General features: G+C 71.3%; 24 protein-coding genes and 1 pseudogene. 14 read left to right on the forward strand and 11 right to left on the reverse strand.

What is annotated here, in order from left to right; translation table 11 throughout:
• Positions 1-6: 6 nt before the first annotated feature.
• The 3 genes from ACGFR9_RS28245 (at position 7) to ACGFR9_RS28255 (ending at position 2961) form a co-directional block, all read left to right on the forward strand.
• A complete protein-coding gene (locus ACGFR9_RS28245) occupies positions 7-762 on the forward strand; it encodes a ferredoxin reductase (RefSeq protein ID WP_393213788.1) in 756 nt (251 codons plus the stop codon).
• 178 nt (positions 763-940) lie between these two features.
• Entirely contained in the window at positions 941-1909 is a 969-nt protein-coding gene (locus ACGFR9_RS28250; RefSeq protein WP_393213660.1) for an acetylxylan esterase, read from the forward strand.
• A gap of 308 nt (positions 1910-2217) precedes the next feature.
• A complete protein-coding gene (locus ACGFR9_RS28255) occupies positions 2218-2961 on the forward strand; it encodes a GntR family transcriptional regulator (protein ID WP_393213663.1) in 744 nt (247 codons plus the stop codon).
• Here the strand turns inward: ACGFR9_RS28255 and ACGFR9_RS28260 are convergent.
• Entirely contained in the window at positions 2931-3719 is a 789-nt protein-coding gene (locus ACGFR9_RS28260; RefSeq protein ID WP_393213791.1) for an acyl-CoA thioesterase, read from the reverse strand. The genes ACGFR9_RS28255 and ACGFR9_RS28260 overlap by 31 nt on opposite strands.
• A gap of 77 nt (positions 3720-3796) precedes the next feature.
• On the reverse strand, positions 3797-4525 hold the full coding sequence (locus tag ACGFR9_RS28265; protein WP_393213666.1) for a class I SAM-dependent methyltransferase: 729 nt from the start codon (positions 4523-4525) through the stop codon (positions 3797-3799).
• A gap of 220 nt (positions 4526-4745) precedes the next feature.
• Between ACGFR9_RS28265 and rho the strand changes: the two are divergent.
• A pseudogene (gene rho, locus ACGFR9_RS28270) lies at positions 4746-5995 on the forward strand (transcription termination factor Rho).
• A gap of 91 nt (positions 5996-6086) precedes the next feature.
• Positions 6087-7265, forward strand: a complete 1179-nt coding sequence (locus ACGFR9_RS28275) for a D-alanyl-D-alanine carboxypeptidase family protein (RefSeq protein ID WP_393213669.1) — start codon at positions 6087-6089, stop codon at positions 7263-7265.
• Positions 7266-7281: 16 nt separating this feature from the next.
• Here ACGFR9_RS28275 and ACGFR9_RS28280 read toward each other — a convergent pair whose 3' ends face one another.
• Together ACGFR9_RS28280 and ACGFR9_RS28285 are read right to left on the reverse strand one after the other, a co-directional pair.
• Positions 7282-8298: an asparaginase gene (locus tag ACGFR9_RS28280; RefSeq protein ID WP_393213671.1), complete on the reverse strand. Its 1017-nt coding sequence runs from the start codon at positions 8296-8298 to the stop codon at positions 7282-7284.
• The gene (locus ACGFR9_RS28285) at positions 8298-8972 is read right to left on the reverse strand and encodes a FadR/GntR family transcriptional regulator (RefSeq protein ID WP_393213794.1); all 675 of its coding nucleotides are present in this window, start codon (positions 8970-8972) and stop codon (positions 8298-8300) included. Before ACGFR9_RS28285 ends, ACGFR9_RS28280 begins: the two co-directional genes overlap by 1 nt.
• A 196-nt stretch (positions 8973-9168) precedes the next feature.
• On the opposite strand from ACGFR9_RS28285, the gene ACGFR9_RS28290 reads away from it, so the two are divergent.
• Positions 9169-10215 carry a fatty acid desaturase family protein gene (locus tag ACGFR9_RS28290; RefSeq protein ID WP_393213674.1) on the forward strand — a complete coding sequence of 349 codons (1047 nt, stop codon included), beginning with the start codon at positions 9169-9171 and terminating at the stop codon, positions 10213-10215.
• Here the strand turns inward: ACGFR9_RS28290 and crcB (ACGFR9_RS28295) are convergent, their stop codons facing one another.
• From crcB (ACGFR9_RS28295) to ACGFR9_RS28320, 6 genes are all read right to left on the reverse strand, one after another.
• On the reverse strand, positions 10216-10590 hold the full coding sequence (gene crcB, locus ACGFR9_RS28295) for a fluoride efflux transporter CrcB (RefSeq protein ID WP_393213677.1): 375 nt from the start codon (positions 10588-10590) through the stop codon (positions 10216-10218).
• Positions 10587-10955, reverse strand: a complete 369-nt coding sequence (locus ACGFR9_RS28300) for a DUF190 domain-containing protein (RefSeq protein ID WP_393213680.1) — start codon at positions 10953-10955, stop codon at positions 10587-10589. Before ACGFR9_RS28300 ends, crcB (ACGFR9_RS28295) begins: the two co-directional genes overlap by 4 nt.
• The gene (gene crcB, locus ACGFR9_RS28305; RefSeq protein WP_393213682.1) at positions 10952-11395 is read right to left on the reverse strand and encodes a fluoride efflux transporter CrcB; all 444 of its coding nucleotides are present in this window, start codon (positions 11393-11395) and stop codon (positions 10952-10954) included. Before crcB (ACGFR9_RS28305) ends, ACGFR9_RS28300 begins: the two co-directional genes overlap by 4 nt.
• Before the next feature lie 33 nt (positions 11396-11428).
• Entirely contained in the window at positions 11429-11686 is a 258-nt protein-coding gene (locus tag ACGFR9_RS28310) for a helix-turn-helix domain-containing protein (RefSeq protein ID WP_393213685.1), read from the reverse strand.
• 165 nt (positions 11687-11851) lie between these two features.
• Positions 11852-13369: an arabinogalactan endo-beta-1,4-galactanase gene (locus ACGFR9_RS28315; protein WP_393213688.1), complete on the reverse strand. Its 1518-nt coding sequence runs from the start codon at positions 13367-13369 to the stop codon at positions 11852-11854.
• A 156-nt stretch (positions 13370-13525) separates the two neighbouring features.
• Positions 13526-15547 (reverse strand): beta-galactosidase, encoded by a 2022-nt coding sequence (locus ACGFR9_RS28320; protein ID WP_393213691.1) that lies wholly within the window; start codon positions 15545-15547, stop codon positions 13526-13528.
• Between the two features lie 185 nt (positions 15548-15732).
• On the opposite strand from ACGFR9_RS28320, the gene ACGFR9_RS28325 reads away from it, so the two are divergent.
• The 6 genes from ACGFR9_RS28325 (at position 15733) to ACGFR9_RS28350 (ending at position 20827) form a co-directional block, all read left to right on the forward strand.
• The gene (locus ACGFR9_RS28325; protein ID WP_393213694.1) at positions 15733-17052 is read left to right on the forward strand and encodes an ABC transporter substrate-binding protein; all 1320 of its coding nucleotides are present in this window, start codon (positions 15733-15735) and stop codon (positions 17050-17052) included.
• Positions 17049-17975 (forward strand): carbohydrate ABC transporter permease, encoded by a 927-nt coding sequence (locus ACGFR9_RS28330; RefSeq protein WP_393213697.1) that lies wholly within the window; start codon positions 17049-17051, stop codon positions 17973-17975. Before ACGFR9_RS28325 ends, ACGFR9_RS28330 begins: the two co-directional genes overlap by 4 nt.
• Positions 17972-18865 (forward strand): carbohydrate ABC transporter permease, encoded by an 894-nt coding sequence (locus tag ACGFR9_RS28335; RefSeq protein ID WP_393213700.1) that lies wholly within the window; start codon positions 17972-17974, stop codon positions 18863-18865. The genes ACGFR9_RS28330 and ACGFR9_RS28335 overlap by 4 nt, the downstream gene beginning before the upstream one ends.
• Complete coding sequence (locus tag ACGFR9_RS28340) at positions 18862-19893, forward strand: LacI family DNA-binding transcriptional regulator (protein WP_393213703.1); 1032 nt, start codon at positions 18862-18864, stop codon at positions 19891-19893. The genes ACGFR9_RS28335 and ACGFR9_RS28340 overlap by 4 nt, the downstream gene beginning before the upstream one ends.
• A gap of 134 nt (positions 19894-20027) precedes the next feature.
• Positions 20028-20378, forward strand: a complete 351-nt coding sequence (locus ACGFR9_RS28345; protein ID WP_393213706.1) for a VOC family protein — start codon at positions 20028-20030, stop codon at positions 20376-20378.
• Positions 20379-20440: 62 nt separating this feature from the next.
• On the forward strand, positions 20441-20827 hold the full coding sequence (locus ACGFR9_RS28350) for a MarR family winged helix-turn-helix transcriptional regulator (protein ID WP_393213709.1): 387 nt from the start codon (positions 20441-20443) through the stop codon (positions 20825-20827).
• Between the two features lie 188 nt (positions 20828-21015).
• Here ACGFR9_RS28350 and ACGFR9_RS28355 read toward each other — a convergent pair whose 3' ends face one another.
• Positions 21016-21423 (reverse strand): SseB family protein, encoded by a 408-nt coding sequence (locus ACGFR9_RS28355; RefSeq protein WP_030223145.1) that lies wholly within the window; start codon positions 21421-21423, stop codon positions 21016-21018.
• 198 nt (positions 21424-21621) lie between these two features.
• On the opposite strand from ACGFR9_RS28355, the gene ACGFR9_RS28360 reads away from it, so the two are divergent.
• Entirely contained in the window at positions 21622-23067 is a 1446-nt protein-coding gene (locus tag ACGFR9_RS28360; protein WP_393213713.1) for a glyceraldehyde-3-phosphate dehydrogenase, read from the forward strand.
• 254 nt (positions 23068-23321) lie between these two features.
• Positions 23322-24197, forward strand: a complete 876-nt coding sequence (locus ACGFR9_RS28365; protein WP_393213716.1) for a hypothetical protein — start codon at positions 23322-23324, stop codon at positions 24195-24197.
• Positions 24198-24302: the final 105 nt, after the last annotated feature.

Consider the following 24302-nt stretch of genomic DNA (forward strand, 5'->3'; position numbering starts at 1 on the left):
CGGCGGATACCGGAGCGTTTCGCTCCGCCGACGCGCTTCGCGGTGCCCGGACGGATCGGCGTGAACGAGCGGACGGCGTCCGTATGGCGCACGGCGACACTGACCGGGATCCGTCCCGAGACCCCGCGCGCGACGACCTTCCGGTTCGCGGTGCCTGGCTGGCCGGGGCATGTTCCCGGGCAGCATCTGCTGCTGCGGCTGACGGCCGAGGACGGGTATGTGGCCCAGCGCCACTACTCGATCGCGTCGGCGCCGGACGACTCCGGGCACATCGAGCTGACCCTGGACCGGGTCGAGGGCGGCGAGGTCTCCGGCTGGTTCCACACGGTGGCCCGCCCGGGTGACCGGATCGAGATGCGCGGCCCGCTCAGCGGCTTCTTCGCCTGGCCGGGCGACCGGCCCGCACTGCTGCTGGGCGCGGGCTCCGGCGTGGTCCCGCTGATGTCGATGGTGCGGCACCACCGGGCCCGGGACATGCGGCTGCCGCTGCGTCTGCTGGTGTCGGCGCGTGGGCCCGAGGACCTGATCTACGCGCGCGAGTACGGCGCGGAGACCACCGCGGTGTTCACGCGGAGCGCCCCGGAGGGTGTGGCCGTGGGACGTATGGCGGCCGCTCATGTGGCGCCATTCCTGGCCAAGCAGCCTCCGGGTGGGTGGGAGGCCTATGTGTGCGGTTCCAACTCCTTCGCGGAGCACGCCTCCAGGCTGCTGGTGGCGGCCGGCCAGCCGGTGGAACGGATCCGGATCGAACGTTTCGGCTGACCGGGCCACGGCCGGGCGGCCCGGTCACCCGTTGCCGGAGCTCACGGAATCCCGGGCTGTAAGAAATCGCTTTCCATGCCTTTGACCTGGCGCTTCGTTCGTAGCCTCTGGCGGGCTCGCCGGTGATCCACGTACGGTGTCATCGCTTCGCACTGTCTCTCCACGAAGGCGGTTCCTGATGGCCCTGTTCGACCTCCCCCTCGACGAGCTGCGTGAGTACCGCAGCGCGTCCACCGCGCCCGAGGACTTCGACGCGTTCTGGTCCGGGACGCTCGAGGAGGCACGCTCGTACGACCTGGACGCCCGTTTCGAGCCGGTCGACACGGGGCTGACCACGGTGCGGGTCTTCGACGTGACGTTCGCCGGGTTCGGTGGTCACCCCGTCAAGGGCTGGCTGACGCTGCCCGCGGGCACGGAGGAGCCGCTGCCGCTGGTGGTGGAGTTCATCGGCTACGGCGGCGGCCGCGGGCTGCCGCACGAGCATCTGCTGTGGGCGTCCACGGGCCGGGCCCACTTCGTGATGGACACCAGGGGCCAGGGCAGTGCGTGGGGCGCCGGCGGCGGCACCGCCGACCCGGTGGGCGGCGCTCCCGCGTACCCGGGTTTCATGACGCGTGGCGTCGACGCCCCGGAGAACTACTACTACCGCCGGGTGTTCACGGACGCCGTACGGGCGGTGGAGGCGGCGCGCTCGCATCCGCTCACCGACGCGAGCCGCACGGTCGCCGTGGGCGCCAGCCAGGGCGGCGGCATCACCCTCGCCGTCGGCGGTCTGGTCCCGGACCTGGCGGGCGTCGCGCCCGACGTGCCGTTCCTGTGCGACTTCCCGCGCGCGACGACGCTCACCGACCGGAACCCGTACCGGGAGATCGGCAACTACCTCAAGACGCACCGCGGCCGCTTCACGGACGTGCTGGGCACGCTGTCGTACTTCGACGGGGTGCACTTCGCCGCCCGCGGCCGTGCCCCCGCCCTGTTCTCGACGGCTCTGGAGGACCAGACCTGCCCGCCCTCGACGGTGTTCGGGGCGTTCAACGCCTGGGCGCACGAGGACAAGGAGATCGAGGTGTACGACTTCAACGACCACGAGGGCGGCGGCCCGTTCCAGCAGGCGGCCAAGCTGCGCTGGATGCGTTCCCACGGCTAGGGGGTGTCGTTTGGATCAGGCCGGCTCCGGTCGGCGGCGCCCTGTTGTCGACCCGAGCGGGGTCTGGTGCGTGCGGCTGCCAGGCGGAGGAGGGCGTCAGGGCGGAGCCCTGGCAACAACGACAACGCGGCAGATGTGGGTGCCGGACCCCGTGACCCCGGCCAGATCCAAACGCCACCCCCTAGGGGGGAGCGTACGGTTCCGGCCGAACTGCCCGGCCGCCCTTCCCTGCTGGTGTAGACCAATGCTAGATGTGGTGGCGCAACGAGCCCGCACGGCTACGGACCGTCATCAACAGGAGGCGCGGCATGGCCCGCACCACCCCGCACCACCATCCGCCCACCGAAGGGGAGCCGCTCTACCGGAGGATCGCGACGGAGCTGCTCGGCGAACTGCGCGACGGGGTCATCCCGCCCGGTGAACGCCTCCCCGGCGAGCGGCGGCTGGCCGAGCACTTCGAGGTCAGCCGGGAGACCGTACGGCAGGCGCTGCAGGTGCTGCGCCGTGACGGACTCCTCGCCACGGACCGGCGGGGCAGCCACGCCACGCTGCCCGGCCGGCCGGTGGAGGCGCCGGCCTGGTCCGGTTTCCCGCTGGGCGCCCGGTGTGCCGGCCGGGGCGCGGTGGCCAGGGCCACCGTGGCCTGGGAGGCTCCGCCGTCCGGGCACGCCGAGGCCCTGGGTGTGGCCCCCGCCCGGCCGACGCTGGTGCACCGGTACTGGTCGGCGTCGGCCGACGGGCGGGAGCTGCGGGCGGCGGTGACCTCGTTCTCCGCCGTGGCGCTCGCGGAGGTCGAGGAGCTGGGCCGCTACCGCGACCGCGCCGACGGCACCGGCGCGGCGGAGCTGCGGCGGGCCTACGACTGGATGCGCCGGGCGGGTCTGACCCTGCATCACCGGGACACGATCACGCGGATCGCGGGGGCGCCGTCGGTGCGGGTGGTCCGGCGGGTGCACGACCAGCACGCCCGCCCGCTGGAGATCACCGAGCTGGTGATGGACGCCCAGGAGGACGTCCTGGTCTACGAGTTCACGGTGCCGGCCGCGGTCTGACCGGCCACTTCCCGTACGACGCGGGCCTGGCGGCCGGTGGCCAGGAGCCGCCGGTCCGCCGACCACACCGCGCTGTCGTCGACCGCCCAGCCGCCGCCCGCGTGCTCGGTGCGGATGCGTACAAGCGTGCAACCCTCCAGGACTCCTTCGTCGAGGGCGTCGGTGAAGTGGACGGTCAGTTCGGCGGTGGGCACCGGGCGCGGGGCGCGCCAGCGGGCGTACAGGGCGGGCGGTAGGACGTCGGCCAGGGTGGTGACCGCGGCGGCGTCCAGGGTCCGGCCGTCGCGGAACCGCACCCAGGCGACGAGTTCGGCGCGCGGGCCGCCGGAGAGGGGGCGGTCGGCGGTGGCCGGGCGTATGTCCAGCTGCCGGGCGAAGGGGGCGAGTTCGGCCGGCAGTTCCAGCGCGGGACAGTCGTCCGGGCCGGGCACGTCCGGGGCGGGGAGGCCCTCGTGCGCGGGGCCGGTGCGCGCCGGGCCGAACAGCGCCGAGCCCATGACGACCGGCTCGCCGTCCTGGTGGCCGGTGAACAGACACGTGGCGGTACGCCGGCCCGCCATGGGCCCGGTGCCCGAGAAGCGCAGCGGGCCGGCGCCGACCGGGGAGAGGAAGTGCGTGGTCAGTGTGCGCACCGGCCGGTCCCCGCCCGTGAACCTGTCCCGTACGGCGGTCAGCGCGGCTCCGGCGACCCAGCCGCCGTGCGCCCCTTCCCAGGACCGCCACAGTGGATCGACATGGGTCTCGTCAGACGAAGTCATGGTCACGCGACCCACCCTAGCCAGGCAGGTTGGAAAATCCAACGGACCAGAGGGATGGGGTTGGGAATTCCAACCCGCTAGGCTCCCGCCCGCGCGGCGACGACCAGCCGGACCTTCGGGCTGCCGTCCCGGCGCCGTCCGAACCCGGGCAGCGCCTGGAACTCCACCAGGAACCCGGCCCGGGCGAGTTCGCGCCGTATGTCGCCGAAGCGGAAGGTGCGGTAGTACATGACGAACGGCGGGCGCCGGACGGTGTTGCGCACCCGCATCACGGCGTCGAATCCCAGCAGCATCCCGTAGGTGAGGGAGCCCGGCCGGGGCGGTGCCACCACGGGGAAGACGAAGCGTCCGCCCGGCCGCAGCACCGCGTGGACACCCGCGAACAGGCCCGGCAGCTCACGCGGCAGGAAGTGCCCGAAGGCGCCGAAGCTGACCACGAGGTCGAAGACCGGCCCGAACGGCAGCGCCCGCGCGTCCGCCCGCACCCAGTGCACCGGTGGCCCCGGCGGCCGGACCCGGTTCCGCGCGACGGTCAGCATGCCCGCGCTGAAGTCCACGCCGGTGACGCTCGCCCGGCACACCTGACCCAGCACCTCGACGCCCGCGCCGGTGCCGCAGCACAGATCGAGACCGGCGTCGAACGGCCCCGTCCGCCGCAGTGCGGAAACGGAGGCGTCGAGCACCGAGTCGGGCGTACGGAACGGGGTGTGGTCGAACTTCGGTGCGAGGAGGTCGTATCCGTGCTCCACGGACGACAGCGCCTGGACGGCGAGTTCACACAGGCGGGGGCCTTCGGGGCTGAACATCGGATCAGCCTAGAGCAGAGCCTCGCCCCATAGTGGCTCCGCACACCATCCAGCGGGTGGTACAGTGCAATCAGCATACGTAGCACGCCCCCATTCGGGCGTCGATGCCAGTTCTTTCTCGCCTCTCGCGAGTGTTCTCCTCGGTTCGCCGAGCCGCCGTCGTGTCCGACCGGCATACGGCCTTCCCCGCATCACCTCATCGGCAGGGTCCGTTCCCGCCGTGACCGAGGTGCTGTTCTCCGCCCCGCGGAGGCGCGTGTCCGCCCTCCCCCCGCGGTCCCTTCTCCCCCTCGCATGTTCCCGCCCGTCGTCCGCGAAAGGACCGGCTCCATGACCACCACCACACTCGAACACCCTCCCGTACGGCAGCAGCCCCAGCTCGTCTCCGGAGTCCTCGACGTCGACGCGGCCGGGAAGGGGTGGCTGCGCGCCGAACACTGCCTGCCCTCCCCCGCCGACCCCGCGGTCTCCCCCGCCCTGCTGCGCCGCCACGGCCTGCGCAAGGGCGACCTCGTGGAGGGCGTGTACGGCGACCGGCGCGCGCTCACCGGCATCACCCGCGTCGAGGGCCGTACGCCCGACGCGTCGCGGACCCGGCGGCACTTCCATGATCTGACACCGCTTCACCCCCACCGGCGGCTGCGCCTGGAGCACCCGGCGTCCGGACTTGCCGGGCGGGTCGTCGATCTGCTCGCTCCCGTCGGCAAGGGACAGCGCGGACTGCTCGTGGCGCCGCCCAAGACCGGCAAGACCGTCCTCCTCCAGCAGCTCGCGGCGGCCGTCGCCGGCAACCACCCCGAGTGCCGGCTCATGGTGGTGCTGCTCGACGAACGTCCCGAGGAGGTCACCGACATGCGGCGCTCGGTCCGCGGCGAGGTGTACGCCTCGACCTTCGACCGGCCGGCCAAGCAGCACATCGCCCTCGCCGAACTGGTCATCGAACGGGCCAAGCGGCTCGTCGAGGCGGGCGAGGACGTCGTCGTGCTCCTCGACTCGCTGACCCGGCTGTGCCGGGCGTACAACAACGCGGCCGCGTCCAGTGGCCGCACCCTCAGCGGTGGTGTCGACGCCACCGCACTGCTCGGGCCCAAGCGGTTCTTCGGCGCCGCCCGGCAGGCCGAGGAGGGCGGCTCCCTCACCATCCTCGCGTCGGCCCTGGTGGAGACCGGTTCCCGGGCCGACGAGTTCTACTTCGAGGAGCTCAAGAGCACCGGCAACATGGAGTTCCGGCTGCACCGCGAGGCCGCCGCGCGGCGACTGTTCCCCGCCGCCGACATCACGGGGTCGGGCACCCGCCGTGAGGAACTGCTGCTCGACCTGGCGGAGTTGACCGCCGCGCGGGGACTGCGCCGGGTACTGCGCTCACGGGACGGGCTGTCCGATCTGGAGACCCTGCTGGCCCGCATGCGCGAGACACCCGACAACGCCGCGTTCCTGCGGCGCGTCCAGCCGACCCTGCCGGGTGCCTGACAGGACGCCGGCATGTGGCATCCGGGTGCACGCGAGCGGCGTCCGGCCGGGGCAGCGCGGTGTTCCGGGACTCCATTCCTACGTTTGCGGTATGACTATCGGATTTACTTCCCGAGCTGTCGTGTCGACCTGTGCGCTGTGCACGGCGAGTCTGCTGGTGTCGGCGCCCACCGTGGCGATCGCCGGCGTCGATCCCGGGCCACGGACGACGGCCGGGGCACTGCTGTACCGGCCCGGCACACAGGTCCGCCCGCGCCCGGGGGCACCCGAGGTCCCCGATCCGTCGGCGCTTTCGTGGCTGGTCGCCGACGCGGGCACCGGCGACGTACTGGCGGCGCACGACGCGCACCGCCCGCTGCCACCGGCCAGCACCCTCAAGACACTGTTCGCGCTCACCGTGCTGCCGACCCTGCCGGCCGGTATCCGGCACCGGGTCCGCGAGCGGGAACTGGCGGGCATCGGGCCCGGCAGCAGTCTCGTCGGGGTCGCGGAGGACCGTACGTACCGGGTGTCCGACCTGTGGAACGGGGTGTTCCTCAGCTCCGGCAACGACGCCGTGCGGGTGCTGGCGGCGCTCAGCGGGGGCTGGCGGGCCACGGCCGAGCGGATGCAGACCAAGGCCCGCGCGCTGGGCGCCCGCGACACCCGGGTGAAGTCACCCGACGGCTATGACGCGCCCGGCCAGGTGTCGTCGGCTTTCGACCTGGCGGTGTTCGGCCGGGCAGGCCTGCGCAACCACGACTTCGCCCGGTACTGCGGCCGGCGGGAGGCGCTGTTCCCCGCCCGGGACGGGGGCACGTACGACATCGTGAACACCAACCGGCTGCTCACCGGCCAGGACGGGGTCGAGCCGTACGACGGTCTGCTCGGCATCAAGAACGGCTACACCAGCAACGCCGGCAACACTCTCGTCACGGCCGCACACCGCGACGGCCACACCCTGGTGGTGACGGTCATGAACCCCCGGTCGGGCGGCGGCCACGCGGTCTACGAGGAGGCCCGCGCCCTCCTGGACTGGGGCTTCGAGGCCACCGGCCGGGTGGACCCGGTAGGCACCCTGAACCTCCCACACGCCGGCCAGCTGGGCGGCCCACAAGCGGACACGGCCACGATCCCGTCGGCCCGTGCCGGAGACTCCCCAAGCCACCACCCCAGTTGGCCCATCGCCGCAGCGGCCCTGGCAGGCGCGGCAAGCGTGTCCCTCTACCTGCGCCTGAGATGGGGCCCGGCACTCACGCATCAGGGGGAGAGGAGCGCATCTCATTCCTGAGGGGAACCGCGCAGCATCACACCAGCGCCGGCCCGGCCACCGAAGACAGCTCGGGAACGACCCGCACCTCCCCCACCGGCAGCCCACCCCCCAGCACCACCTCACCCCCGAACTCCTTGAGCAGGGACGCGTCCACCCCCGCCCGCGCCAGCGCCCCCGCCGTGACCGGCACCCGCGCCCGCCCCGCCCCGTCCGAGATCTTCACGGCGACCGCCCGCCCATCCGGCAGCGCGGCGACCTGCACACCCTCGAACCCGTCCTTGACGAGCAGCCCCGGCACGGCCCGCATCAGCGCGGCCACATCCCGCCCGGCCCCGGAGGCCATCTCCGCGTATCCCCGCATCGCGTCGGCGACACGAGCCTCCGGCGTACCGGACGCGGCCCCCGCGATCCGCGCACCGGCTCGGGCGAGACCGTGCAGGGACACGGCGAACAGGGGCGCCCCGCAACCGTCCACGGTGACCGTGGCGAGCCGCTGACCGGTGAGATCCTCGACGATCTCGGCGATCGCCTGCTGAAGGGGATGCGAGGGGTCGGGATAGTCGTCGAGGGACCACCCGTTCAACCGCGCGGTGTACAGCATCGCGGCGTGCTTCCCGGAGCAGTTCTGGGCGAGCCGCGACGGCGGCCGCCCCTCACGCACCCAGGCATCCCGTACGACCGGGTCGAACGGCAGGTCGGGGACGTTGCGGAGGTCGTCCTCGGTCAGTCCGGCGAGTTCGAGGATGCGCCGGGTGCCCGCGAGGTGACGTTCCTCCCCGGAGTGGCTGGCCGCGGCGAGCGACAGCAGCTCGCCGTCGAGCGGAAGGCCCGCGCGGACCATCGCCACCGCCTGGACGGGCTTGAGCGCGGAGCGCGGATAGCAGGCGGCCTCGATGTCGCCGAGCCGGAAGCCGACCTCGCCGTCGGGGCCGAGGACGGCGACGGAGCCGTAGTGGACGCCCTCGACGACCCCGCCGCGTATCAGGTGGGCGACGGGGGCGTGGAGGGGCTCGCGGATCGGGGGGACGTCCACGTGGTGGGTGCTGTACATCACACTGCCTGGGGGGAGTCGTGGTTCGGTGTGCGGCCGGGGCGCATGATCGCGGTCAGGGTCGTCTCGACCCGGTCGAGGTGGTGGGTCATGGCGTCGACCGCGTCCGGTGCGGAGCCGTCGATCAGGGCCTCGACGATCGCCCGGTGCTCGCGGTCGGACTGTTCGCGGCGGCCGCCGAGTTCGTTGAGGAAGGCGGACTGGCGGGCCAGCGCGTCCCGGATCTCCTCGATCACCCTGCGGAACACGGGGTTCTGGGCGGCCTCGGCGACCGCGAGGTGGAAGACGGTGTCCATGGCGACCCAGGCCGTGGTGTCGGTCTCGCGCCCCATCCGGTCGAGCAGATGGGTGAGCCGGTCCAGGTTCTCCGGGGTGCGGCGCTCGGCGGCGTACCCGGCGACGGGGATCTCGATGTGCCGGCGCACCTCCAGGAGATGGCCGGCCGAGTAGTCGCCGAAGGTCGGGTCCTCGACGGCGTCGGCGACGACGAAGGTGCCCCTGCCGGTCCTGGACACGGTCAGACCCATGGTCTGCAGGGCGCGCAGGGCCTCGCGGAGCACGGGCCGGGACACCTCGAGGGTGCGGCACATCTCCGCCTCGGAGGGCAGCTTGTCGCCGATCGCGTAGTCGCCGCGCTCTATGGCGCCGCGGAGGTGGGAGAGCACCGCTTCCATCGCGCTGACGCGCCGCGGAGCCACACCACCTGTCTGGCTGTCTGACAGGTTCACGAGGCGATGGTGCGGCGGCGGCCGGGGCACTGTCAAGCGGAGGGGTGGGGTCAGCCACACCCCCGGCTCGGGGGCCGCCGTCACCCCTGCCCGGGGGTCAGCGCCATTCCGCGGGGCCGACATCGTTCACATACTCAAGTACATGGCCTATCCCACGGTACTCACCACCGACTCTCCCGCACCCGCAGATGAAAAGGGAAGCGATTTCTCCGTATTGTCACGCCGTATAGCGGAAGCGGGTCTGCTGCGGCGCCGCCCGCTGTATTACACGGTGCGTTTCGGTGCCGTGGGGCTCGCGCTCGCCGGCTCCGTCGCGGCCTTTCTCGTCCTGGGGGACAGCTGGGGTCAGCTGTTCGTCGCCGTCGCCCTGGCCGTGGTGTTCGGGCAACTCGGTCTGGCCGCACACGATCTGGCGCACCGCCAGGTGTTCTCCCGGCGGCGCCCCAGTGAGATCGGCGGTCTGCTGGTGGCCGATGTGCTGCTGGGCATGAGCTACGGCTGGTGGATGAACAAGCACACCCGCCATCACGCGAACCCCAATCATGAGCGGAAGGATCCGGATGTCGCCCCCGACATCATCGTGTGGTCGCGGCGTCAGGCGAAGCAGGCGAAGGGCCCGGCACGATTCATCGGAAAGCACCAGGCGGCTCTCTTCTTTCCGCTGCTGACGCTGGAGGGACTCAATCTGAGTGTCAGCAGTTTCAAGGCGCTGCGCAGCCCGTCGATGAAGCGGCCGGTGCTGGAGGGAATTCTGCTCGTCGCCCATTTCGCCGTGTATTTCGGCGGTCTGTTCCTGGTCCTCTCCCCCGGTAAGGCGCTCGCGTTCATCGCCGTCCACCAGGGACTGTTCGGGATCTATCTGGGTTCCGTGTTCGCCCCCAACCACAAGGGCATGCCGATGATCGAGGAGGGCACGGAGCTGGACTTCCTGCGCCGTCAGGTGCTCACGTCCCGCAATGTCGACGGCGGGGTGTTCATCGACGCCTTCATGGGCGGGCTGAACTACCAGATCGAGCACCACCTCTTCCCGAGCATGCCGACACCGGCGCTGGGCCGGGCCCAGGTCATCACCGAGCGGTACTGCGCCGAGCTGGGCGTCCCGTACTGCCGGACGGGACTGCTCGCCTCGCACCGCGAGGCGCTGCGTCACCTGAGGCAGGTCGGGGAGCCGCTGCGCGGCATGTCCTAGTCAGCCCCACACCGCGCCGGCCACGGCAGCGCCGGCGAAGGCGGCGCCCAGGGCGGCCGCCGTGCTCGCCACGACGTTCACGGCGGCGTAGCCGCGGGCGCCCGTCCCGGCCAGGCGGAGGGTCTCGTAGGAGAAGGTGGAGTACGTGGTCAGGGCGCCGCACAGGCCCGTGCCGAGGAACAGCTGAAGGCCGGGGCCCGCCGCGCCCGCGGTCACGGCGCCGGTGAGCAGGCCGAGGATCAGGCTGCCGGAGACGTTGACCGTGAGGGTCCCCCAGGGGAACACCGAGTCGTGACGGGACTGCACGGCGCGGTCGGTGAGATAGCGCAGGGGGGCGCCGACCATGGCGCCCAGCACCACATACAGCCAGCTCACCGTGGTGCCTCGCCGGTGCCCGTGCCGTCGTCGCGGCGGACATGGCGTACGGCCTCGCAGTGGTCGAGGAGGACCAGGCCCTCGGTGACGAGCGCGTCGAGTTCCGGCAGGAAGGCCCGTACGCGCTCCTCGGTGTCCACGACGACGACCGCCACGGGGAGGTCTTCGCTCAGGGAGAGCAGCCGGGAGGTGTGGACGACGGAGGAGCCGCCGTAGCCCTCGACGCCGCGGAAGACGCTGGCCCCCGCGAGCCCGGCCGCGTGGGCGCGGTGGACGATCTCGGAGTAGAGGGGCCGGTGGTGCCAGGTGTCGTTCTCGCCGACGTACACGGTCAGACGAACGACGCTGCCGGTCAGCCGGGTCATGGCTGCCTCCTGATCAGAACACGGCGGGTCGCCGAGGCGGCCGCCCATACGGCGGCGAGTGCCGCGAGCGGTGTCACCGCGAGGTACGCGAGTCCGGCGCCCACCTCGCCGGCGTCGAGCAGGTCGCGGATGCCGACGGCGTAGGTGGAGAAGGTGGTGAAGCCGCCGAGGACACCGGTGCCGAAGAACGGGCGGACCAGCGGGTGGGCGGCGCGGGCCTCGGTGATGACCACCATGAACACGCCGATGACGGCACAGCCGACGACATTGATCCAGAGGATCGTCCAGGGGAATCCGTGCGCCGGGTCCGGCCACCACAGGGAGGCCGCGTACCGTGCCGTCGCTCCCGCTCCCCCGCCCACCGCGACCACGCCGACCACGGGGGCCTGGGTACGGAGGGCTGTGCGGGCCCGTGGGCCCGCCGTTTCCGGGGCTGTCACCGTCGTACGTCTCTCCACTCGCTCGGGATCAGCCTAACGTCCCTGGTCGCACCACCACCCCTTCTCGAACAGATGTGCGACCTCGGCGATCCGTACCTCGTCGCACCGGTAGCGGTCGCGGTCGGTACGCAGCAGACCGAGGGCGGTGAGCAGCCGGAGGTGGGTGAGGGCGGCCGGGCCCGGCAGGGCGAGGCGTGCGGCGACGGTCTGCGCGGTGAGGCCGGCGGGCTCCGCTTCCCTCAGCAGTGTCAGGATGCGCAGTCGTGTCCCGTCGACGGGGGTCCTCAGCATGGCGTACACCTCCGCGCCGGGCCGCGCGCTCCGGAGCCCTTCCACTCTGCCCGAGTGAAACGCCCCGTGTCCCGTTCCGAAGGCAGCTTGTCCGGGACTCAACGGGCGTGTGGTACAGGGCTGTTCGGCCCCGCCGCCGGGGTCACCGGGGCGGGGCCGGGCGGTTCAGCGGTGGCGGAACCACGCTGTCGCGGGCAGGACGCGGTCGTCGTAGCCGAACAGTGCCTGGTTCTCCCAGCCGTTGCCGGAGGACGGATCGGCGGGGTCCCAGCCGTTGCCGGCGCGGGCGGTCCAGGTCGCCTCCCAGTAGAAGACGCCGAGGCCGCGGCCGTTCGGAACGGCTTCCACGATGCTCGTCACATCGTTCATCCAGCGGGTCTGGCCACTGGTGGACGCCGGGTAGCCGGGGACGAGTTCACCGCTGACGTCGATGATGTTCTCGAGGCCGTCCTCGCTGTCGAGCCGGAACGGGTAGGCCGTCTCGGCGACGAAGACGGGCTTGCCGTAGCGGGCGGCCGTGTCGTCGAGGGTGGTCTGGAAGTCGTGCAGTGTGCCGTGCCAGTAGCCGTAGTAGGACAGGCCGACGGCGTCGAACCTCACGCCGTGGGAGACCGCGTTGTCGAACCACCAGCGGGTGCCCTCGAGGTCACCGCCCTCGGCGAGATGCAGCGCGGCGACCGTGGACGGGCTGACCGCCTTGACCGCGTCGTAGCCGGAGTTGAGCAGTCCGGCGAGCTGGGTCCAGTTGTCGGTGGAGCCCTCGTTCCACAGCATGCCGCCGTTGATCTCGTTGCCCACCTGCACCATGTCGGCGGTGGTGCCCTGTGCCTTCAGGGCGTTCAGGACGTCGTACGTGTGGTCGTAGACGTCCTTCTTCAGCTGTCCGTAGCCGTGTCCGGCCCAGGCGGCGGGCTTGTTCTGCTTGCCGGGGTCGGCCCAGGCGTCGGAGTAGTGGAAGTCGACCAGGAGTTTCATGCCCTGGGCCTTGATCCGCTTGGCCAGGGCGAGGACGTGCGCCTTGTCGTTGTAGCCGTCGGCCGGGTTCACCCAGACCTTGAGGCGGGCGTGGTTCATGCCGGTGGACTTGAGGATCGCGACCGGGTCACCGGCGGTTCCGGACGCGGTCCGGTACGTGCCGCCCTTCGCCTCGCTCTTGGGCAGTGAGGAGATGTCGGCGCCCTTGACCGCGACGCCCGGGGTGGTGCCGCGGGTGAAGGTCAGATCGTCGACGTTGATCCAGTTGCCCGCGTGGGCATCGCTGTCGACGCTGATGGTGCATTGGCCGCCGGTGACCCGGACGGGTACGACGATCCGTATCCAGCCGGAGTCGGAGACCGGCAGATCGGTGCGCTGTTCGGCGCCGCCGCAGTTCTTCAGGGCGAGGTGGGCGGCGTTCTGGCCGCCGCCGGAGCGGACCCAGGCGGTGAGCCGGTAGTCGCCGCTCGTCAGTCCGGACAGGTACTGGTACGTCTCGACCTTGTAGGCGGCGGACGACCAGTGGGAGAGGCGGTGACTGCCGCTGCGGCCACCGGACTCCGTGTACGAGGCCGCCGTGTCGCCGTACTCGGACCAGCCTGCCGGGGTCGCGGCGCCCGCACCGTCGTTCTCGAAGCCGCCGTTGGTGAGGGTGCTCGCCGCCGTCGCGGTCTGGGCGGGCAGGGCGGTGAGGGCGAGCCCGGCCACGAGCGGCGTGAGCAGGGCGTGAAGTGTGCGTCTGGGATGGAACGTGGGCGTTCGTCGTCCCTTCGACGTGGGGAGAGGGCGCCCGCACCCGGGAGGGGGTGAGGGCCCCCTCCGCCCGCGGCCGGTGTGCTCACGCGGGCGGAGGGGAGTCGCGGCTCAGCCGTCGAGCCGTACGATCCGGACGGCTCCGGCCGGGACCGCGAGGCGGCCCGCGGCGGGTTCGCCGGTCAGCAGCTCGGTGCCGGGGGTGTCCAGCGGCACCTTGGCGTCGGCGGCGGTGTGGTTGATCGCGAACAGGAAGGTGCCCGACTCGCCGGTACGGCGCACCACTTCGACGTCACGGGGCAGATCGCCGCGCGGGTCGATCCCGGTGTCCTCTACGACCCGGCCGAGCAGGGTGGCCAGGCCCTCGGCGCCGAGCCGGGTGGAGACGTACCAGGCGGTGCCCTCGCCGAGCCGGTGCCGGGTGACTGCCGGGCGTCCCTCGGTCAGGCCGTCCGCGTACGTCCACACCGTCTCGGCGCCGCGCGGCACCACGAACTCCGTCCACACGTCGGCGTCGAGCCCGCTGTCGCCGGGGCCGGTGAGCCGGACCCGCTCGCCCCCCAGCAGGGGGGAGAACTCCTCCACGGTCAGGCCGAGTACGTCACGCAGGGCGCCCGGGTAGGGGCCCTCGTGCACCGCGTCGTGCTCGTCGACGATGCCGGAGAAGTACGACACGACGAGGGTGCCGCCGTTCTCGACGTACTCCCGGAGGTTGTCCCCCGCCGCCTGTGTCATCAGGTACAGGGCTGGTACGACGACAAGGGGATACCTCGACAAGTCGGCCTCGGGGTGGGCGAAGTCGACGGTGAGATGGTGGTCGTAGAGGGCCTCGTACCAGGCGTCGGCGCGTTCGCGGGCGTCGTGGTCCTCGCTGGGGCGCCAGTCGAGGTTCTGCGCCCACCAGGACTGCCAGTCCCACAGCACGGCGACGCAGGCCTCGGTGCGGCTGCCCTGGATCGGCGCCAACGCGCGTACGGCGGAGCCCAGTTCGGTCACCTCCTGGAAGACGCGGGTGTCGGTGCCGCCGTGCGGCAGCATCGCGGAGTGGAACTTCTCGGCGCCGCGCCGGGACTGGCGCCACTGGAAGAACATCGCGCCCTCGGAGCCGCGGGCCACGTGCGCCAGCGAGTTGCGGGCCATCTGGCCGGGGGCCTTGGCGGGGTTGCGGGGCTGCCAGTTGACGCCCGAGGTGGAGTGCTCGAGCAGCAGCCAGGGGGCGCCGCCGGCGACGGAACGGGCGAGGTCGGCGGCCATGGCGAGGTTGACGTGCGTGCGGCGGCCGTCGGTGATCAGATAGTGGTCGTTGGTGACGAGGTCCACCTCACGGCCCCAGGCCCAGTAGTCGACGGAGTCGCACTGGCTGAGGGCGGTCATGAAGTTGGTGGTGACCGGGACACCGGGCGAGAGCCGGTGCAGGATGTCCCGCTCGGCGGTGAAGTTCTCCCGCATGGTGGCGTCGGCGAACCGGCGGTAGTCCAGCGCCTGGGCCGGATTGCCGACCGTCGGGGTGCGGCGCGGCGGGTTGATCTCGTCGAAGCCGGCATAGCGCTGGCCCCAGAAGGCGGTGCCCCAGGCCTCGTTGACCGCCTCGACGGTGCCGTACTCCCGCCGCAGCCAGCGGCGGAAGTGGCCGGCGCAGGAGTCGCAGTAGCAGGCGGAGACGGGAACGCCGTACTCGTTGTGGACGTGCCACAGGGCGAGCGCGGGATGGTCGCCGTAGCGCTCGGCGAGCTGGGTGGTGATGTTCGCGGCGGCCGCGCGGTAGTCGGTGTTGCTGTGGCAGATGGCGCCGCGTGAGCCGAACTCCAGGCGTACGCCGTCCTCGGTGACGGGCAGCGCGTCGGGGTGGGCGCGGTAGAACCAGGCGGGCGGCGACACCGAGGGCGTGCCGAGGTCGACGCGGACACCGGCCCCGTGCAGCAGGCCGAGGTTGCGGTCGAGCCAGCCGAAGTCGTACACGCCGGGCGAGGGCTCCAGCAGGGCCCAGGAGAAGATCCCGACGCTCACCATGGTGACGCCGGCCTCCCGCATCAGCCGTACGTCCTCGTCCCAGACGGTCTCCGGCCACTGCTCGGGGTTGTAGTCCCCGCCGAAGGCGAGCCCGGTGAGGCCCCTGGGGGTGGTCTCCGGCATGGAATCTCTCCCGATGTGTTCGATCTCCTGGGAACGTGCACACACCCTTCCGGCGGTGCGAGGCCAACATAACCGCACAGCAACAACCATTGACAAGTGTCCGAGATGTTTCTCTACTGTGAACGCTCACAGAAGCATGGCTGGTTCTCGCAGCAGGCGAGGGCCCCAGGTCAGGGGAGAGTTCCATGCCGTACACGAAGCGCCGTCGCCTCGTGAGTTCCGCCGTCGCGGTCGCGCTCGGCACCACCGCACTCGCCGCCTGCGGCTCGTCGTCCGACGACGACGCGGCGCAGTCGGGGCCGGTCTCACTGACGTACTGGACCTGGACCCCCGGCATGGACAAGGTCGTCGACCTGTGGAACAAGGGGCCGGGCAAGAAGGAGCAGATCACCGTCACGGTGAAGAAGCAGGCGGCCGGTGACACGCTGGTCACCAAGATCCTCACCGCCCACAAGGCCGGCAAGGCGCCCGATCTGGTGCAGGCCGAGTACCAGGCGCTGCCGACGCTGGTCAGCAATGACGCGCTCGCCGACATCGGTGACGACGTGGGCGACGCGAAGAGCAGGTTCGCCGACGGCGTCTGGCAGCAGACCACGCTCGGCACGGACGCCGTCTACGCGGTCCCGCAGGACATCGGGCCGATGATGTTCTACTACCGCGAGGACCTGTTCAAGAAGTACGGGCTCTCCGTCCCGGCCACCTGGGAGGAGTTCGCCGAGACGGCCCGCGCGCTGAAGAAGAAGGCCCCGGACAAGGATCTGACCACCTTCTCCGCCAACGACTCCGGCCTGTTCGCGGGTCTCGCCCAGCAGGCCGGCGCGCGGTGGTGGACCACCTCCGGCGACAAGTGGAAGGTCGGCATCGACGACGCGGCGACGAAGCGGGTGGCCGAGTTCTGGGGCGGTCTGGTGGAGGAGGGCGCCATCGACAACCAGCCGATGTACACGCCGGCCTGGAACAAGGCGCTGAACACCGGCGAGCAGATCGCGTGGGTGAGCGCGGTGTGGGCGCCCGGCACGCTGACCACGGCCGCGCCGGACACCAAGGGCAGGTGGGCCATGGCCCCGCTCCCCCAGTGGGGTGACGGCGCGAGCCGTACGGGCAGCTGGGGCGGGTCCTCGACCGGTGTCACCACCGACTCCGAGAACAAGGAGGCCGCCGCGAAGTTCGCCACCTGGCTGAACACCGACGGCGACGCCCTGAACGCGCTGGCGAAGGAGGGCGGCATCTACCCGGCCTCCACGTCGGCCCAGCTCAGCGGCGCCTTCACCACCGCGCCGGAGTACTTCTCCAACCAGCCCGACTTCTACCGCAAGGCCGCCGACATCGCGGAGACCACCGCGCCGTCCGCCTGGGGCCCGAACGTCAACGTCGCCTACACGACGTTCAGGGACGCCTTCGGCGCGGCCGCGAAGAACAAGTCGGGCTTCACCGCCGCCCTGACCACCATGCAGGAGGACACGGTCGCGGACCTGAAAAAGCAGGGCTTCGGGGTCGCGGAGTGAGGTCCACGCCCCGCCGGACGTCGTACGGGGTCAAGGGGGCCCCGTACGCGTTCCTGATACCCGCCGGTCTGTTGTTCCTCCTGTTCTTCGCGCTGCCCATCGGGTACGCCGTCTGGCTCAGCTTCCGCAAGGTGCGGGTCTCCGGGCTCGGCCTCGGCGCCGGCGCCCGCGAGGAGGTCTGGGCCGGTCTGCAGAACTACACCGGCGCGCTGTCCGACAGCGAGCTGCTGAACGGTGCGCTGCGGGTGCTCGGTTACGGCTGCATCGTGGTACCGGTGATGCTGGGCCTGGCCCTGGTGTTCGCGCTGATGCTCGACTCCGAGCGAGTGCGGCTGGCGCCCGTCACCCGGCTCGCGATCTTCCTGCCGTACGCGATCCCCGGTGTGGTGGCGGCCCTGCTGTGGGGCTTCCTGTATCTGCCGGACGTGAGCCCGTTCTCCTTCGTGCTCGACAGGTTCGGTCTGCCGCAGCCGGATCTGCTCGACGGCGGGCCGCTGTATCTGGCGCTGTCGAACATCGCCGTCTGGGGCGGCACCGGCTTCAACATGATCGTCATCTACACCGCGCTGCGGGCCATCCCCGCCGAGGTGTACGAGGCGGCCAGGCTGGACGGGGCCACGCCGCTGCAGACCGCGCTGCGGATCAAGATCCCGATGGTGGCGCCCTCGCTGGTGCTGACCTTCTTCTTCTCGATCATCGCGACGCTCCAGGTGTTCAGCGAACCGACCACGCTCAAGCCGCTCACCAACTCCGTGTCCACCACCTGGAGTCCGCTGATGAAGGTGTACCAGGACGCCTTCGGCAACGGCGACATCTACGCGGCCGCCGCACAGGCCACCCTGATAGCGCTCGCCACGCTGGTGCTGTCCTTCGGGTTCCTGCGGGCCGCCAACCGACGCAGCAAGCAGGAGGCGGCCCGATGAGTTCTGTGGCCCTGCGCAAGGCCGGGCCCGCGGCCGGCACCACCCGGGGCCCGGCGCGCCCCCGCGGGATCGCGCTGGTCCCGACCCTGACCCTGCTGCTCGGCGCGGTCTACTGTCTGCTGCCGGTCGCCTGGGTGGTCATCGCGTCCACCAAGTCCGGCTCGGAGCTGTTCTCCACCTTCACGTTCTGGCCGGGCACAGGCTTCGCCGACAACCTCTCCGACCTCAGCGCCTACCGCGACGGCGTCTACTGGCAGTGGATGGGCAACTCCGCCCTGTACGCCGGGCTGGGCGCGCTGCTGTCGACGTGTGTGTCGGCGGTCAGCGGCTACGCGCTGGCGGTCTACCGCTTCCGGGGCCGCGAGTCGCTGTTCAACGTGCTGCTCGCGGGGGTGCTGATGCCGCCGGTGATCCTCGCCATCCCCCAGTATCTGCTGCTGGCGAAGGCAGATCTCACGGACTCCCATCTGTCCGTGCTGCTGCCGCAGATCCTCTCCCCGTACGGCGTCTACCTCGCGCGGATCTACGCCGCGGCCGCGGTGCCGTCGGACGTGGTGGAGGCGGGGCGGATGGACGGCGCGGGCGAGTGGCGGATCTTCTCCCGGGTGGCGCTGCCGATGATGGTGCCGGGACTGGTGACGGTGTTCCTGTTCCAGTTCGTGGCGATCTGGAACAACTTCCTGCTGCCGTACATCATGCTCAGCGACGACGAGAAGTTCCCGATCACCCTCGGTCTGTACACGCTGCTGGAACAGGGCGCGAACACGCCGGCGCTGTACACCCTGGTGATCACGGGGGCGTTCCTCGCGGTGTTCCCGCTGGTCGCGCTGTTCCTGGTCATCCAGCGGTTCTGGAGTCTGGATCTGCTCTCCGGGGCCGTAAAGTCATGACCATGAGCAACACGGGGGGCAGGCGCAAGCCGCCGACGATCCACGACGTGGCGCGCGAGGCCGGTGTCTCGCGCGGCACCGTCTCGCGGGTGCTCAACGGCGGCCACTACGTCAGCCCCGCCGCGGCGGAGTCCGTGAACGCCGCCATCCGCAAGACGGGGTACGTGGTGAACCGGCACGCCCGTTCACTGATCACCGGCCGTTCGGACTCGGTGGGTTTTCTGCTCACCGAGCCCCAGGAGCGGTTCTTCGAGGACCCCAACTTCAATGTGCTGCTGCGGGGTTGCACGCAGGCGCTGGCCGCTCATGACGTGCCGTTGCTGCTGATGCTGGCCGGCACGGACGACGAACGGCGGCGTATCACGCGGTACATCACCGCCGGGCACGTCGACGGGGTGCTGCTGGTGTCCAGTCACTCGGGTGACCCGGTGGCGGAGGAGCTGCGGGCGGCCGGGGTGCCGCTGGTGGCGTGCGGGAAGCCGATCGGGCTGGGTTCGAAGGTGAGTTATGTGGCCGCCGACGACCGGGACGGCGCGCGGGACATGGTGCGGCATCTGCTGGCGCTGGGGCGGCGGCGGATCGGCGTGGTGACCGGCCCGCTGGACACGCCGGGCGGTGTGGAGCGTCTCGCCGGGTACCGGGAGGTGCTCGCCGAGGCGGGTGTGGAGGCCGACGAGCGGCTGGTGGTCTCCGGGGACTACAGCAGGGCCAGCGGTGAGGCGGGCGCGGAGCGGCTGCTGGCGCGGGTCCCGGACATGGACGCGGTGTTCGTCGCCTCCGATCTGATGGCCCAGGGTGTGCTCACCGCGCTGCAGCGGTCGGGGCGACGGGTGCCCGAGGACGTGGCGGTCGGTGGTTTCGACGACTCCCCGGCGGCGGTCGCCGCGAGTCCGGAGCTCACCACGATCCGCCAGCCGTGGGATCGCATCAGTACGGAGATGGTGCGGGTGCTGCTGGCCCAGATCGGCGGCGAGGACCCGGCTGCGGTGATCCTGCCGACGGAGCTGGTGAAGCGGGACTCGACGTAGAGAGCCCCCGGCGGACGAAGCCCCCGGACGGCGCAGGCGGTCAGGATCGGAGAAGCCGGGTGGCCCTCCCCCGGCCTAACGTGAGGTCATCGGCGCACACCGGGCGCCGGCCCCGCTTCGAGGAGGAGTACGCCATGACCCACGCGCTGAAGACCATCGTCTACCCCGTGAAGGACGTCGGCCCGGCGAAGGAGCTGTTCCGGGCGCTGCTCGGGACGGAGCCGTACGCGGACGAGCCGTACTACGTCGGGTTCCGGACCGGCACCCATGAGATCGGTCTGGACCCGCACGGTCACGGCAAGGGCATGACCGGGCCGGTGCCCTACTGGACCGTGCCCGACATCCGGGCGGCCCTCGCCCGGCTGCTGGAGGCGGGTGCGAAGCCGCTGCAGGACGTCCAGGACGTCGGCGGCGGCACGCTGATCGCCGCCGTGCAGGACCCGGACGGCAACCTCGTCGGCCTGTTCCAGGAAGGTGCCGCCTGACCTGCCGCCGAGGGTGGTCCTTGCGCGGTCATTGAATCTCGAACAAGTGTTACGGTTCGGGTATGGGAGCGAAGACCGGGGCGCGGCTCGATGAACGGTGGCGGGACATCCTCGCGGTGCACGCGCGCACCCTGGGCGAGATCGACCGCGCACTGCATCCGTACGGTCTCGGCGCCTCCGACTTCGAGGTGCTCGACCTGCTCGCGACCGCGACGCCCGGGGACGGGGAGCAGTGCCGGGTGCAGAACCTGGTGGGCCGTCTCCACCTCAGCCAGAGCGCGCTGTCCCGCCTGATCGCCCGCCTGGAGAAGGACGGCCTGGTCGAGCGCAGCCTGTGCCTGGAGGACCGGCGCGGCGTCTATGTGCGGCTCACCGGCAAGGGCCGCGAGCTGCACGGCGAGGTGCTCCCGCTGCAGCGCGCGGCGCTGGCCCGCACGCTGGGCGGGTAGGGCCTGTCCGGCGGATCAGGCCGGAGGAAGCCGGCGGTGCCTTTGCAGCCCAGGTGAGCGGGGTCTGGTGCGTGCGGCCGCAAGGCGGAGGAGGGCGACAGGGCGGAGCCCTGGCAACCGACGACAACGCCGCAGATGCGCGTGGCAGACCCCGCGTCTCCGGCATGATCCGCCGGACAGGCCCTAGGTCACGGACGGGCGAGGAGTGTGCGCACCCCCTCCGAGGTGAGCGTCAGACGGTGCTCGGAGCTGCCGTCGATGGTGAGGGACAGGTCCTCGGCCGGCCACTGGGCGGCGAGCGCGCCGAGCGGGACCAGCCGGTAGCGGGAGACGAACGGCAGCAGTCCGGCCATCTCCAGTTCGGAGGTGAACACGGGCACCACCTGGTTGCCGCCCGGCTGCTCCAGCACCGGCAGGGCGACCGCGCCGGGGTCGGCGGCCTCCTCGTCGCCCGCGTCGTCCGGCACCGGGATCAGCACATCACTGTTGGCGAGGGCGTCCAGCGCCGTCGTGTCCTGCGTGTTCTCCGACAGGGCGTCCAGGGCCCGCTGCGCGGGCGTGGTGGGGGCGTTGTTCTCGTGCGCGGGTGTGTCCATGGCAGATTCCCTGGTAGCGGCGGTCGTACGGGCCCACCCGGGACAGGATCCGGCCCGGGCAAGGTGCTGCACGCGTACCCGTTCGCCTCTCGCGCAACCCCTCGATTCACGGCGTTCACCTGCCGTTCGGCACCCCCTGGGGCCCCGACAGCCCGCATGGCTATCATATGAGCACCCTCTAGCTCGAAAGATGATCCTGTGACTGCCAACGAAGACTCGTTCACCCATTGGAAACACCGCGAGGAGATCGCGGAGTCGATGATCCCGATCATCGGGAAGCTGCACCGGGAGCGGGACGTGACCGTCCTGCTGCACAGCCGTTCCCTGGTGAACAAGTCAGTGGTCAGCATCCTCAAGACCCACCGATTCGCCCGGCAGATCGCCGGCGAGGAGCTCTCGGTCACCGAGACGCTGCCGTTCCTCCAGGCGCTCACCGCACTCGACCTCGGCCCGTCCCAGATCGACATCGGCCTGCTCGCCGAGGCCCACCGGGCCGACGCCCGGGGTCTGTCGGTGGCCGAGTTCACCGCCGAGGCCGTCGCCGGCGCGACCGGCGCCGACAAGATCGACCGCCGTGAGCCGCGCGACGTCGTCCTGTACGGCTTCGGCCGCATCGGGCGGCTGCTGGCCCGGCTGCTCATCGAGAAGTCGGGGTCGGGCAACGGGCTGCGGCTGCGCGCGATCGTGGTCCGCCGGGGCGGCGAGCAGGACATCGTCAAGCGCGCCTCGCTGCTGCGCCGCGACTCCGTGCACGGCCAGTTCCAGGGCACCATCACCGTCGACGAGGCGAACAGTGCGATCGTCGCCAACGGCAACACCATCAAGGTGATCTACGCGGGCGACCCGACGGAGATCGACTACACGGCGTACGGCATCAAGAACGCCATCCTCATCGACAACACCGGCATCTGGCGCGACCGCGAGGGGCTCTCGCTGCATCTGCGCCCCGGTATCGACAAGGTGGTGCTGACCGCGCCCGGCAAGGGCGACGTGCCCAACATCGTGCACGGCGTCAACCACGACACCCTCAAGCCGGACGAGCGGATCCTGTCCTGCGCGTCCTGCACCACCAACGCGATCGTGCCGCCGCTGAAGGCGATGGCGGACGAGTACGGGGTGCTGCGCGGGCATGTGGAGACGGTGCACTCGTTCACCAACGACCAGAATCTGCTGGACAATTACCACAAGTCGGAGCGCCGGGGCCGGTCGGCGCCGCTGAACATGGTGATCACCGAGACGGGTGCCGCGTCCGCTGTCGCCAAGGCGCTGCCCGACCTCGACGCGACCATCACCGGCAGTTCGATCCGCGTTCCCGTGCCGAACGTCTCGATCGCCATCCTCAACCTCCAACTGGGCCGCGCGGCCGACCGCCAGGAGGTCCTGGAGCATCTGCGGAACGTGTCGCTGACCTCGCCGCTGAAGCGCCAGATCGACTTCATCAGCGCGCCCGACGCGGTCTCCAGCGACTTCGTCGGCTCCCGCCACGCGTCGATCGTCGACGCGGGCGCGCTGAAGGTCGAGGGCGACAACGCGATCCTCTACCTCTGGTACGACAACGAGTTCGGCTACTCCTGCCAGGTCGTCCGCGTCGTCCAGTACGTTTCCGGGGTGGAGTACCCGACCTACCCGGCTCCGGCGGTCTGACCACCACCGGAAGGCGGCAAGCGGAACGCGGACAGAACGAGGGTGCGGGGCCGGTGAGATGTCCGGCCCCGCCCCGGTCTGCCCGCGCTACCGACGGTAAGGGGCAGATCGATAACGATCATCCCCGTCCGGGTTGCCTCGGCACGCGAAGTTCCTAGTCTTCCCGCATGGCTCTCTTCAGCAGTCGCACCAGCCGACGTCCCCGGATAGCACCCGCCCTCGACGATGCCGAACTCACCCGCGTACTAGGAAAGTTGAGCAAGCGGAACGGGGGCGGCAAGACGGCGGACGTGACCCTTGTGTCCGCGCTGCTGGAGGAGACCGGCGACGACTGGGACCGGCGCGGGCACCGGATGTCCGTACTGGCCGAGGCGACCGCCGACGTGGGGGTCGCGACGACGTGGCTGAGCCGGGAGCCGGCGAGTCCGGACGCCCTGCTGTTCCACTCCTGGGCCGGACTGGCCCGCGGTCTGCGGGACGGACACCTGGAGGACGCCGGGCGGTTGATCGGCCAGTGCCACGAGGCCGCCGAGCGAAGACCTGATGATCCGCTTCCGTGGGTCGTCCTGCTCGGGGTGTCCCGGATCGAGCGCTACGGCCAGAACGACGTCAACGCCATCTGGCGGGAGGCCACCGGGCGCGACCGCTGGCACCGCGAGGCGTATCTGCAGATGCTCGCGTATCTGTCCCCGGAGGAGGGCGGCTCCAGCGCGGCCGTGCTCGACTTCGTCGACGTGGTGCGCACCCGGATACCGGCCAACGCGCCCTGTGCCGCCGTTGAGTTGACCGCCGCCGTGCGGCAGTACCAGGGGCTGCTCGCACAGGGCGGGGTGCGGGCCATGACGGCCGGTCAGCTGTGGGAGGGCGGCCAGATCGCGGCCGCGCTGGAGCAGGCGGCCTCGCTGTGGGCGAAGCCGGGCTTCTTCCAGCACGCGGCGGCACAGGCCGACCTGAACGTGCTGGCCTACGCGCTGTGCGCGGCCGGCCGCGCCGCCGACGCACACCCGGTCTTCCAGACCCTCCAGGGCATGGCCACCTCCTGGCCCTGGGACGCCGACGGCCCCGCCCTCCAACGCTACGAACAACACCAGTCCAAATCCGAACGAGGCCGCGGCATCGGCACCCCGTAACCACGACCAGCCGCCCCGACCGCAGCCCCGGCCGCGGGCAGCCCCGTAACCGCAGGCAGCCCCGACCACGGGCAGCACCGTAGCCGCGGGCAGCCCCGGCCGCGG

Source organism: Streptomyces sp. NPDC048584 (assembly GCF_043199595.1).
Lineage (GTDB): Bacteria > Actinomycetota > Actinomycetes > Streptomycetales > Streptomycetaceae > Streptomyces > Streptomyces edwardsiae.